The 12076-nt window shown below is 67.2% G+C and carries 12 protein-coding genes; 7 read left to right on the top strand and 5 right to left on the bottom strand.

Annotated features, from left to right (window positions below):
- The first annotated feature begins 123 nt into the window (after window positions 1-123).
- From AC069H_RS00285 to pstB, 6 genes are all read left to right on the top strand, one after another.
- Complete coding sequence (locus AC069H_RS00285; protein ID WP_340686284.1) at window positions 124-870, top strand: winged helix-turn-helix transcriptional regulator; 747 nt, start codon at window positions 124-126, stop codon at window positions 868-870.
- A gap of 63 nt (window positions 871-933) precedes the next feature.
- The gene (mshD, locus tag AC069H_RS00280) at window positions 934-1809 is read left to right on the top strand and encodes a mycothiol synthase (protein ID WP_478224256.1); all 876 of its coding nucleotides are present in this window, start codon (window positions 934-936) and stop codon (window positions 1807-1809) included.
- Between the two features lie 229 nt (window positions 1810-2038).
- Window positions 2039-3163 carry a phosphate ABC transporter substrate-binding protein PstS gene (gene pstS, locus AC069H_RS00275; protein WP_478230894.1) on the top strand — a complete coding sequence of 375 codons (1125 nt, stop codon included), beginning with the start codon at window positions 2039-2041 and terminating at the stop codon, window positions 3161-3163.
- A gap of 198 nt (window positions 3164-3361) precedes the next feature.
- On the top strand, window positions 3362-4279 hold the full coding sequence (gene pstC / locus AC069H_RS00270; RefSeq protein WP_016338002.1) for a phosphate ABC transporter permease subunit PstC: 918 nt from the start codon (window positions 3362-3364) through the stop codon (window positions 4277-4279).
- A gap of 2 nt (window positions 4280-4281) precedes the next feature.
- A complete protein-coding gene (gene pstA / locus AC069H_RS00265; protein ID WP_478224258.1) occupies window positions 4282-5199 on the top strand; it encodes a phosphate ABC transporter permease PstA in 918 nt (305 codons plus the stop codon).
- A gap of 10 nt (window positions 5200-5209) precedes the next feature.
- Window positions 5210-5986 (top strand): phosphate ABC transporter ATP-binding protein PstB, encoded by a 777-nt coding sequence (pstB, locus tag AC069H_RS00260; protein ID WP_005152681.1) that lies wholly within the window; start codon window positions 5210-5212, stop codon window positions 5984-5986.
- 405 nt (window positions 5987-6391) lie between these two features.
- On the opposite strand, the gene phoU is transcribed toward pstB, so the two are convergent.
- The 5 genes from phoU to AC069H_RS00235 all read right to left on the bottom strand — a co-directional run bounded on the left by phoU (window position 6392) and on the right by AC069H_RS00235 (window position 11636).
- Window positions 6392-7054 (bottom strand): phosphate signaling complex protein PhoU, encoded by a 663-nt coding sequence (phoU, locus tag AC069H_RS00255; RefSeq protein WP_034312635.1) that lies wholly within the window; start codon window positions 7052-7054, stop codon window positions 6392-6394.
- Window positions 7055-7135: 81 nt separating this feature from the next.
- Window positions 7136-8539 carry an LCP family protein gene (locus tag AC069H_RS00250; RefSeq protein ID WP_478224463.1) on the bottom strand — a complete coding sequence of 468 codons (1404 nt, stop codon included), beginning with the start codon at window positions 8537-8539 and terminating at the stop codon, window positions 7136-7138.
- A 799-nt stretch (window positions 8540-9338) separates the two neighbouring features.
- Entirely contained in the window at window positions 9339-10067 is a 729-nt protein-coding gene (locus tag AC069H_RS00245; protein ID WP_478230893.1) for a GGDEF domain-containing protein, read from the bottom strand.
- A gap of 65 nt (window positions 10068-10132) precedes the next feature.
- Entirely contained in the window at window positions 10133-10735 is a 603-nt protein-coding gene (gene idi / locus AC069H_RS00240) for an isopentenyl-diphosphate Delta-isomerase (RefSeq protein ID WP_478224260.1), read from the bottom strand.
- A 67-nt stretch (window positions 10736-10802) separates the two neighbouring features.
- Window positions 10803-11636 (bottom strand): alpha/beta fold hydrolase, encoded by an 834-nt coding sequence (locus tag AC069H_RS00235; protein ID WP_478224261.1) that lies wholly within the window; start codon window positions 11634-11636, stop codon window positions 10803-10805.
- A 122-nt stretch (window positions 11637-11758) separates the two neighbouring features.
- Between AC069H_RS00235 and AC069H_RS00230 the strand changes: the two genes are divergently transcribed.
- A complete protein-coding gene (locus AC069H_RS00230; RefSeq protein WP_478230892.1) occupies window positions 11759-12043 on the top strand; it encodes a hypothetical protein in 285 nt (94 codons plus the stop codon).
- Window positions 12044-12076 lie beyond the last annotated feature (33 nt).

Genomic DNA, 12076 nt, shown 5'->3' with positions numbered 1-12076 from the left:
AACCTCTTTGGCCAGGTGTGATCGATCCAGCACGGGGTAGGTCCTCGGCTGTTCACCCGCTATTCTCACCAAGCACCGGCTGTAGCCACGTTCGAGGCGACCACGACTGAAGGCGGTGCGGCGATGAGCCTGGACCTTCTGGTACTGACCGCGGAAGCAGATGCCACCACGGTATTGCCCGCTCTGGATCTGCTGCCCCACACCGTACGCGTCCGTGCTCCGGAAGTGACCGCGCTGCTCGACGCCGGCCACCGCGACGTCATCGTCCTCGACGCCCGGAGCGATCTCGCCTCCGCGAAGAGCCTCTGCCGCCTGCTCAAGGGCGCCGGTGAGGACGAAACCTCCACGCCGGTCATCGCCGTCGTCGGCGAAGGCGGGCTGGTCGCGGTCAGCGCTGAATGGCGCACCGACGACATCCTTCTCCCGACGGCAGGTCCCGCCGAGGTCGACGCCCGGCTGCGGCTGGTCACCACCCGCGACGGCGGTGCCGCGCAGGTCGACGCCGAACTCCGGGTCGGCGAGCTGGTCATCGACGAGGCGACGTACACCGCGAAGCTCCGCAAGCGCACCCTCGAACTGACCTACAAGGAGTTCGAGCTCCTCAAGTACCTCGCCCAGCACGCCGGCCGGGTGTTCACCCGTGCTCAGCTGCTGCAGGAGGTCTGGGGTTACGACTTCTTCGGCGGCACGCGCACGGTCGACGTCCACGTCCGGCGCCTGCGCGCGAAGCTGGGGCCGGAGCACGAGCAGATGATCGGGACCGTGCGCAACGTCGGCTACAAGTTCGAGCGGCCTTCGAAGGGGGCCGCCAAGCAGGCCATCGCCCCGGACGCGAGCGTCTACGAGCCGAGCGAGCTTTCCGCGCACTGAGTCCCCTTTCCTGTCTGACAAGACGTCCAGGCGGGTGCCGGGTTCCCGGGTAGGGTCGATTTCATGCTCGATCTGGCTTGGACCGGTGAACCGGACACGGAAGAGATCCACGACTTCCTCCTCGCCGTGCGCGAGGCCGACGGCGATCCGCTGGACTCCGGTTTCCCCGGTGGACAGCACCTGCTGGGGCACGTCGACGGTGAGCTGGTCGTGTACGCGCACCTGGACACCGAAGGCGACTCGCACGGCAACCAGGTCGCCGAACTGTTCGTCCATCCCGCGCACCGCCGGTCCGGTCACGGCCGGGCGGCCACCAGGGCGCTCGTCGACCACGTCGACGGGAAGCCGCTGCGCGTCTGGGCGCACGGCGACCACCCCGCCGCCGTCCACATAGCCGGGACCGAGGGCTTCGAGCGCGCGCGGGAACTGCTGATCCTGCACGCGGACGTCGAGACGGCCGATTGGCCGGAACCCGTGACGCGCGAAGGCGTCACGCTGCGGACGTTCGTCCCCGGTCAGGACGAGGAAGCGATGGTCCGCGTCAACGCGCGCGCCTTCGACTGGCACCCCGAGCAGGGCGCCTTGACCGTCGACGAGGTCCGGGCGACCGAGAAGGAAGCCTGGTTCGACCCCGAGGGCTTCTTCCTCGCGGAAGAGGACGGGAAGGTCATCGGCTTCCACTGGACGAAGGTCCACGACGCCGTCCCCGGCCGGTTCGGCGGCGAGCCCGCGGGCGAGGTCTATGTCGTCGGCATCGATCCGGACGCCCAGGGCGGCGGTCTCGGGAAGGCACTCACGCTCGCCGGGCTGCGGTACCTCCGTGATCGCGGGCTGGGCCAAGTGATCTTGTACGTCGAAGGTGACAACGCGCCGGCGCTCGCGGTCTATTCGAAGCTCGGCTTCACCCGATACGAGGTCGACGTCCAATACGCTCGGTAACCGCCTTCACACGTGCGGCACTTGACCGGTCACGGAGAGCAGACGCGCAGGTCACGGCTGGGACACGGGCCACTTTCGGAGTAGTCGCGCTGCTCACATCGGCCGCCTTGTTCACCTGTCGTTCACCCTTAGACGGCCGCCTGTCCACTGTCGGTGCTTAGTGTCCGGGTCCGGAAGGAACGCTCCCGTTCCACCGATCCGGCGAAAGTCTCCCAGTGGAGGAAATGCAGTGAAGATCATGCGGCCCGCGGGCGCGATCGGCATCGTGGCCACCGCCGCCCTCGTGCTCGGCGCCTGTGGATCCGACCCGGCGGCGACCAAGCCCGACAGCACGGGCGCCGCCGCCGCTCCGAGTGGCGCGGCCAATGTCGAATGCGGCGGCAAGAGCCCGCTTTCGGCCGAGGGCTCGTCCGCGCAGAAGAACGCGATCGACATCTTCGTGCAGGCTTACGCCGCCAAGTGCTCCGGCCAGAAGGTGAACTACAACCCCAGCGGTTCGGGCGCCGGCATCAAGCAGTTCAACGCGAACCAGGTGGACTTCGCCGGTTCGGACTCGCCGCTCAAGGCCGAAGAGGCCGAGAAGGCCAAGGCCCGGTGCGCCTCCGACGCGTGGAACCTTCCGCTCGTCGTCGGCCCGGTCGCGGTCGCCTACAAGCTTTCCGGGGTCGACAAGCTGACCCTGACCCCCGAGGTCACCGCCAAGATCTTCAACGGTGGCATCACCAAGTGGAACGACCCGGCCATCAAGGCGGTCAAGGGCAACGAGAGCCTCAACCTGCCGGACAAGGCCATCCAGGTCATCTCGCGCACCGACGAGTCGGGCACCACCGACAACTTCCAGAAGTACCTGAAGGTCGCGTCCAAGGGCGCCTGGACCCAGGGTGACGGCAAGAAGTTCAACGGCGGTGTCGGCAACGGCGCGGAGAAGTCCAACGGTGTCGCCAACGCCGTGAAGTCCGCCGACGGCGCCATCACCTACGTCGAGTCCGCGTTCGCGAAGGACGGCATCAGCACCGCCCTCATCGACAGCGGCTCCGGCGGTGTCGAGCTCAACGCGGCGAACGTCGCCAAGTCCCTCGACGCGGCGAAGTTCAAGAAGGAGGGCTCGAACGACCTGGCCCTCGACCTGGACGCGATCTACTCCAGCAACGTGCCCGGCGCCTACCCGGTCATCCTCGCGACCTACGAGATCGTCTGCTCCAAGTACGCGGACGCCGAGGTCGCCAAGGCCGTCAAGGCGTTCCTGAACGTCGCCGCCACCGACGGTCAGAAGCCGCTCTCGGAGAAGGGCTACGTGCCGATCCCGCAGAGCCTGCAGGACAAGGTCCTGACCGCCGTCAAGGCCATCGCCTGACCTGTCGACGACCTCTAGGTTGATCAGTAAACGAAGTAGTCGATGAGCGATTCGTCTTCGCCCAGAACGCCCACCGGCGACCCCGGTGGGCGTTCTGGCGTCCGCGAGACCTTCACGGAGGACCCGATTTCGGAGCAATCTGCCGCGTCACCGCCCGAGAAGTCCTCGGTGCGACTCGCGAGCCCCAATTCCAGGACGGTGCGACCCGGTGACCGCATCTTCCAGATCCTGACCACCGGAGCCGGCGTCTTCGTCGTCTCGCTGATCGGCCTGATCGGGTTGTTCCTGCTGGTGCAGGCCATTCCGGCGCTGCAGGCCGACAACGTGAACTTCCTGACCAGCCAGGTCTGGCAGACCACCCCGGACGACATGCGCTTCGGGATCATGGGCCTGCTGCTGGTCACGGTGTACTCGTCCCTGCTGGCGCTGATCATCGCGATGCCGATCTCGCTCGGGATCGCCCTCTTCCTCACCCAGTACGCGCCGAAGCGGCTGGCGCGGCCGTTCGCGTACGTGATCGACCTGCTCGCCGCGGTCCCCTCGATCATCTACGGCCTGTGGGGCCTGATGGTCTTCGCGCCCGCGATCGAGCCCTTCTCCCAGTGGGTCAACGACACCTTCTCGTGGATCCCGCTCTTCGCGGCGGGCAACGTCTCGCCGGACCTGCGCGGCACCATCTTCACCGCGGGCATCGTGCTGGCCGTGATGATCCTGCCGATCATCACCTCGCTGTCCCGTGAGGTGTTCGAGCGGACCCCGACCCCGCATATCGAGGGCGCGCTGGCGCTGGGCGCCACCCGCTGGGAGGTCATCCGCACCACGGTGCTCCCGTTCGGCAAGGCGGGCTACATCGGCGCTTCGATGCTCGGCCTCGGCCGCGCGCTCGGCGAGACGATCGCGCTCGCGATCATCCTGACCGGCGCGGTCGGCCGCGAGTTCACCTGGAGCCTCTTCGACGGCGGCGCCACGTTCGCCTCGAAGATCGCGGCGGACTACGCGGAACTCAACAACGAGATCTCGGCGGGCGCGTACATCGCGGCGGGTCTCGTACTGTTCCTGCTGACGCTCGTCGTCAACTTCATCGCGCGATCCGTCATCGCCAAGAAGGGGGACTGAGCATGTCCACCACGCTCGAGAAGACCCCCGCCACCACCCCCGCCTTCCAGCAGGTCAGCATGGCCAGGAAGGTCAAGAACGGCTTCGCCACGGCGCTGATCTGGCTGTCGTTCCTGATCGCCGTCGTGCCGCTGGTGTGGCTGCTCGCCACCGTGGTCATCAACGGTGTCAAGCGGATCCCCTACAGCAACTGGTGGACCGAGGACTTCGGCTCGGTTTTGTCGGACGAGGTCGGCGGCGGCGTGGCCCACGCCGTCATCGGCTCGGTGCTGCAGGGCCTGGTCTGCGCGATCATCGCGGTGCCGATCGGCATGCTGGTCGCGATCTACCTGGTCGAATACGGCCGCGGCAAACTCGCGAAGATCACCACGTTCATGGTGGACATCCTCTCCGGTGTCCCCTCGATCGTCGCGGCGCTGTTCGTCTACGCCCTGTGGATCACCACCTTCGGCCTCCCGCGCAGCGGTTTCGCCGTGTCGCTGGCCCTGGTGCTGCTGATGATCCCGGTGGTCGTGCGCTCCTCGGAGGAGATGCTGCGGATCGTCCCGGACGACCTGCGCGAAGCCTCCTACGCGCTCGGCGTGCCGAAGTGGAAGACGATCATGAAGATCGTCCTGCCGACCGCGCTGTCCGGCATCATCGGCGGCATCATGATGGCGCTCGCCCGGGTCATGGGCGAGACCGCGCCGCTGCTGGTCCTCGTGGGCTACTCGGCCTACGTGAACTGGGACATCTTCGGTGGCGAGCAGGCCGCTTTGCCGCTTCTGATGAACAACGAACGGGTCAGCAACCCGTTCGACGAAGGTACCGTCGCGTTCGACAGGATCTGGGGTGCGGCGCTCACCCTGGTACTGATCATCGCGATCGTGAATCTCCTCGCCATGCTCTTTGCCCGTCTTGTCGCCCCGAAGAAGAAGTGAGCTGTTTGAGATGGCCAAACGAATCGACGTCAAGGACGTGGACATCTACTACGGCAAATTCCACGCCGTGGACGGCGTCACCCTCTCGGTGCCGCCGCGGAACGTCACCGCGTTCATCGGCCCGTCGGGCTGCGGCAAGTCGACCGTCCTGCGCACGCTGAACCGCATGCACGAGGTCATCCCCGGCGCCCGCGTCGAGGGTGAGGTGCTGCTCGACGGCGAGGACATCTACGGCGCCGGGGTCGACCCGGTGCAGGTCCGCCGCACGATCGGCATGGTGTTCCAGCGGCCCAACCCGTTCCCGACGATGTCCATCCGCGACAACGTCGTGGCCGGGCTGCGCCTGGGCGGCACCAAGGGCAAGAAGGAGCTCGACGAGGTCGCCGAGCGCGCCCTGCGCGGCGCGAACCTGTGGAACGAGGTCAAGGACCGGCTGAACAAGCCGGGCGGCGGCCTCTCCGGTGGTCAGCAGCAGCGGCTCTGCATCGCGCGGGCGATCGCCGTGCGGCCCGACGTGCTGCTGATGGACGAGCCGTGCTCCGCGCTCGACCCGATCTCGACGCTCGCCATCGAGGACCTGATCGGTGAGCTCAAGAAGGAGTACACGATCGTCATCGTGACGCACAACATGCAGCAGGCGGCGCGGGTGTCGGACCAGACCGCGTTCTTCAACCTGGCGGGCGTCGGCCAGCCGGGGCGCCTGGTGGAGCTGAACGACACCGAGAAGATCTTCTCGAACCCGGACGAGAAGGCGACCGAGGACTACATCTCGGGCCGCTTCGGCTGAGTCTCCTTTCACGCGCTTGGGGGTCTGGAGCGGGTAGGCCACCTGGGCCAGCTGACGGCCGGTGCGGGTGGTCGTGAGTGGCGATTCGGGTTAGAACCAAGGGTGTCTTAGGTACCTACCGGATGTGGTGGCGGTTGGTCGCAGGTCCGTGAAGGCCTCCTTGCCTACTCTGAAGGTAGGGAAGGAGGCCTTCACACCTTTCCCAGTACGGGAAGAACCCCTTCATGTACTGCAGGGGCGAGCAAGGGCGGCGGTGGCAGGAAGGGGCACGTCTCGTGAGTGGCGATTCGGGTTAGAACCCGAATCGCCACTCACGACCCACGTGAGGCCCGGCGCTGACGTGACGAAGGGGCCCTTCACCGCGTGAGATGCGGTGAAGGGCCCCTAGGCTCCAGAGCGAAGTGCCTACAGCTCGTCGGGTCCGTAGCCGGGCATCTTGCCGGTCACCACGAAGATCATCCGGCGCGCGACCGAGACGGCGTGGTCGGCGAAGCGCTCGTAGAAGCGGCCCAGCAGGGTGACGTCCACCGCCGCGGCGACGCCGTGGTCCCAGTTCCGGTCCATGATGACCGTGAACAGGTGCTTGTGGATTTCGTCGACCTCGTCGTCGTCCGACTCGATCGTGCGGGCGGCCTCGACGTCCTTGGACTTGATGACCTGCTCGACCTGGCGGGCCAGGTTCACCCCGACCTCGCCCATCTTGGCGAAGTCGGCCTTCACCTCGTCGGGCAGCACGGGATCCGGGTGACGGCGGCGCGCGGCCTTGGCCACGTGCAGGGCCAGATCGCCCATCCGCTCCAGGCTCTCCGCCGCGTGGATCGCGGCGAGGACGGTCCGCAGGTCGGTCGCGACGGGTGCCTGCAGGGCCAGCAGCGCGTACGCCTGCTCCTCGCATTCGGCGCGCGCGTCGTCGACCTTCGCGTCGTCGCTGATCACCTGCTCGGCGAGTCCGAGATCGACCTCGAGCAACGCCCGGGTCGCCCGCTCCATCGCGTCGGCGACCTGGAGTGACATGCTCGCTAGGTTCTCGGCGAGCTGTTCGAGTTCGACATGGTAAGCCTCACGCATGGCCCAACCCTACGCCGGAACTGGGGCCAAAAGCCGCATCCCAGAGTGAACCCGACGTGAACCCGGACTAACGAATGATCCTCAGCCTGAGCTGCTGCTCTTCTTGGCGCCGCCGGACTTGGCGGAGCTGGTCGGAGTGGACGCCGTTTCGCCGGCGGGAGGCGCCGGCGCCTTCTCTTCCAGCGGGGTGTTGTTGATCAGCGCGTCGAAGACGGCCTTCGCCTTGCTCTGGACCAGCACCTCGTTGCCGCGTTTGTTCGCCTCTTCGGTGGTGGGCACGGTCAGGAACTTGACCTTGTCCGATCCCATCCCGCGCATCGACTTCGCCAACGTCATCATCTGCTTGATGCCGAGGTTCTCGCCGAAGGTGGCCTTGGCGAACGCGTCGATGAACCCGCTGAGCTTGCCGGTGTCCAGGATGACTTCCTTCGACATCACGGTCTTCAGCAACGCGCCGAGGAAGGCCTGCTGCCGTTTGATCCGGCCGTAGTCCGACGTCGGGTCGCCCTTGACGTGCCGCGCCCGGACGTAGTTCAGCGCCTGGTCGCCGGAGATCCGCACCTCGCCCGCCTGCGGGATGATCATGCCGAGCGTGGTGTCGTCGACCGGCTTCTCGTTGTACACGGTGACGCCCTGCACGGCGTCGACCATGGATTTGAAGCCGTTGAAGTCGATCCCGACGAAGTGGTTCATCTTCATGCCGGTGATCTGCTGGATGACCTTCGTGACGCACTGCGGGCCGCCGACCGCGTAGGCGGTGTTCAGCTTCGCGATCTTCTGCGCCGGCGCGGACTCTTCCGAGTACGACGACGTCGCCGGGTCCCAGCGCTTGCATTCGGGACGGCTGATCTCGAGGTCGCGCGGGAAGGACACCATGACGACCCGCTGCCGGTCGGCGGGGACGTGCGCGATCATGACCGTGTCCGAACGGGCGCCCGGGGTGCCGTCGGCGTCGCCGACGCCGTCTTCGGCGGCCGCGCCGTCACGACTGTCGGAACCGACCATCAGGAAGTTCTCGTCGCCGGTCTGGCCGGCGGCGTCCTGGATGTCGGCCGAGTCTTCGTCGAGCGAAGCGACGGTGTTGAACTTCGCGTCGAACCAGGTCTGGGCGCCCCACGCCGAACCGATGGAGAGGAACACGAGCGCGGCGACCACGGCGGCGGCGATCCGGCCCGCCTTGGCCGTCTGCCTGGTCTTGCGTTCCTTCTTCTCCTGCAGACGGGTCTGCGGCGCCGATTCCTCGGCGGCTTCCGCGGGTGCGGAATCGGTGGTCGTGACCACCCGCTGCAGTGCCGTGCGGGTCTGCTCCAGCAGCGCGGCGGGGCGGGCGGCGAGCCGTTCGCGGCGCTCGCGTTTCTTGGCCTCTTCGGCCTCGAGTTCGTCATGCGCGGCGGAGAACCGGGCCAGCGTGTGGTCGATCTTGCGCTTGGTGATCGTCGCGTCGTCGATCGCCTCGAGCTCGTCGGTCATCGTGAGCCGGTCCATCTCGGACCTCGGCGGGACCGGCACCTGCTGCACCGGCCGCTGCACCGGGCGGCGGGGACGACGCGGGGACGGCGGTGCCGCGGGCTGCTGCTGCGCGCCCGGGTTCACCAACGGCGGACGGCGCTGAGTCGGCGCTTCGGGGCTGGGCGCGGCCTGTGAAGTGCGGCGCGGCTGGCGCGCACGAGGCGGACGCGGGGTCTCGGCCGGTTGCGGGTTCCGCGGTGGCATCTGTGCCCGCGGCGTGGCGGGTTTGGCCGCGCGAGGCGCGGGCGCCGGGTTTTCGACGGGAGCAGCCGGACGACGCGGCGCGGGCGGCTCCGTCCGGGCGGCGCGAGCACCGGGTCTCGGAGGCTCGGACGCCGGTTCGCTCTGCCGGAGTCGGCGTGGAGCGGGCGCCTCGGCGGTGGGATCGAAGACCGGGCGTTCACCGGTGTGACGTGCGACGACGTCGGAAACGCTGATCCCGCCGTGGGTGTCCATCGAGCGTCGCCGTGCCCTGCGGCCGCGCTCACCGGCGCTTCTGTCGGTGTGACTGTGGCGACCGGTCCCCGGGTTGTGGTGCTCGTCGGGCACTCGGTCTCCTTTCACGACTCGTCGAAGCTCTTTCGTTATCGTACGGACACCTCGGGTTCGTGACGACAACCATCCCGGAATTTTCTTCACTCAAGGTACCGAGAAGCGCCGAACGGTCCATGCGATCGGGTGAGCGGTCGTGGTTAAAGCTGCGTTAAAAGGTGCGAAACCACTACGCAGAGTGCGACGCTTACTGTGTGAGTGGCGGCGAGTGGCCAGTGAGTGGCTAGGCGCCGGCGGACTCGGCCGCGTTCAGCGGCTGCGGAATCGTCCGTGATGATTCTTCGTCCTGATAGGCCACTTTGTTTCGCCCGGCCCGTTTCGCCATATACAACAAAGCGTCGGCGCTGCGCAACTGCCGTTCCGGTTCCGCCGCGATATCCGGTTCCGCGCGGCTTTCGTGCGCGAGTCCCACGCTGATCGTCACGGCGAGGCCGGGACGGATCCGGCGCCACGGATGGCGGGCCACCCGGATACGGGCGGTGTCGGCGATGCGCACGGCGCGGGCGGCGTCGACGTCGGGGATGACGAGCGCGAACTCCTCGCCGCCGTAGCGGGCGCAGAACGCCTCCGGCGGGAGCCCCTGCTGCAGGAGGTCGGCCACCTCGCGGAGCACGCGGTCGCCGACCAGATGCCCGAAAGTGTCGTTGACGTCCTTGAACAGGTCGAGGTCGACCAAGGCGATGGCGACGCCGGGCGGGCCGCGGTGGTCGACGGCTGGGCCGTGGAGCCACTGATCGAGGTAGCGGCGGTTGTAACTGGACGTCAGGGTGTCCCGCAGGCTGCCTGCCCTGGCGAGGTCCAAAGCGGATTTGAGGTGGTGGTACGCGCGGCGCCAATCACCCTGTGTAGCGAGGACTCGCGCGATCGACTCATGCAAAGTGAGCAGATCGGTGGTCGGCGCGCCCGATGGGAACGCGGCCTCGTCGTCGGCTGCCACGCTCACCTCCGCCACGAATTGGTTTTCGTCGTATAGGAGGGATCTCTTGAGGTATGAGTACGGGCCAAAGTGAATATCGCTCAAGAGGACGACGGCTCGGCGTCATTGTCACGCACCGGAGTGCCGTTCTGTAAGGACGAAAACGGCTCCGCGTCTTTGAGCTGCGAAAACTGATCTTTCGCCCAGTAACTCACGTCAGTCACATCGTCATTCAGCAACAGTGCGTAATCATTCCAGCTCAGCCAGCGCCAGTCGCCGACCTCGTCCGGATGCGGTTCCGGATCTTCGTCGACCCAGGCGACGAAGACCGGGCAGAACTCGTTCTCGACCACGCCTTCGAACGGTGGCGTCGAGTAGCGATAGGAAGGGAGGACACACCTGAGCCCGTTCAGCCGGGACAAGCCGAGTTCGAAGGCGGCCCGGCGCCGGACGGCCTCCTCGATCGGTTCACCCGGTGCGGGATGCCCGCAGACACTGTTGGTCCACACCCTCGGCCACACCTTCTTGGTGGCGGCGCGGCTGGTGATCAGCAGGGCCTGGTCGCTGCTGCGCAACAGATAGCAGGAGAAGGCCAGATGCAGCCGGGTGTTCTCGTGGTGGGCGGCCAGTTTGGGCGCTGTTTCGCCGGTCGGCTCACCGTCCTCGGTGACGTAGACGATGCGTTCGGTGTCCACTTCGGTCATGTTGTTCACCGGCCCCACTGAACCAGCAGGCTCGCTGTAACCGGTACCGCGACCAGAGTTACCCCTGTTAGTGGGACGAAAGGTGCTCCACGAGCAACGAAGTGACGGCCTCGGGCGCCTCTTCCACCACCCAATGCGAGACGTCCTCGATCATCTCGAAGCGGTACGGGCCGGTGACCCGGTTCGCGGTGTCGAGCGCGGCCGTCGAGCCGAAGGCGGCGTCCTCGGTGCTCCAGATGTAGAGCGTCGGCACCTCGATCGGGCCGATCTTCCCGCCGGGGCGGCCGGCGCGGTACCAGTTGAGCGCGGCGGTCAGCGCGCCCGGTTCGGACAGACGCCGGACGTACTCGTCGACCTTGCTCGGCGACACCTTCCAGTCGAACATGCGGCGCAGCGCGTCGGCGTTGTTCTCGAGCATCCGCCGTTCGGTGACCCGGGTCTGCCGCCATTCGGTCATGTACGCCGACCGGAGATGCTGGTCCTCGTCGGTCTTCATGGCCTCCGCCAGCGCCGCCGGATGCGGCGTCGAAATCACGGCGAGACTCCGGAGCCTGCCCGGATGCGCGTCGGCCGTCCACCACGCGACAGCGCCGCCCCAGTCGTGTCCGACAAGATCGAATTCTTTCCACCCCAAGCGATCCGCGATCGCGATGACGTCGCCGACGAGGTCGTCGATCCCGTACTCGGACGCCTGTTCCGGCCGGACGTCCGGGGAGTAGCCGCGCTGATCCGGGGCCACCGCGCGATAGCCGAGCACGCCGAGCGTCGCGACCTGGTGCTCCCATTCCACCGCGGCCTCGGGAAACCCGTGCAGCAGCAGGACAGGGCGGCCGTCTTCGGGGCCCGCCGCGATGGCGTCGAAGGAACCGGCCGCGGTGGGGATGCTCAGCTGCTCGATCACGACGCCGACTTTACGGGCCTCCGGTTTCCGGCAGGCGGCAAGGGATTGACGAGGAGGGTTCCTTGATCGTCTAATAACGCGGCGGTCGATGCCCGGCCGCACTGGGGAAACTGGGGTAACACATGTCGAACAATTGGAGGCGCCGGCTCGCCGTCGGCGCCGCTTCAGTCGCGCTCGCGGGCGGAATCGCCGTCACGGCGGCGAATGTCGCGGTGGCCGAAGAGGCACCGGTCTCGGTCGCCGGGGTCTGTGACGGGAATCCTGGCTGTCAGCTCGGGCCGTATTCCAGCCTGAGCAGTTGCCAGATCGAGCAGAGCAACATGGCCCGGTACTACACGATCACCATGCGGTGTTTCGAGGTCGACACCGGCCAGTGGAAGTTCGCCTACAAGACCAGGGGCACCTGAGTCGTGAAAGAAAACGCTCCCGCCGGTCCGACC

It is taken from the genome of Amycolatopsis sp. NPDC043887, from assembly GCF_056435665.1.
This window is presented reverse-complemented; position numbering and strand designations above follow the sequence as displayed.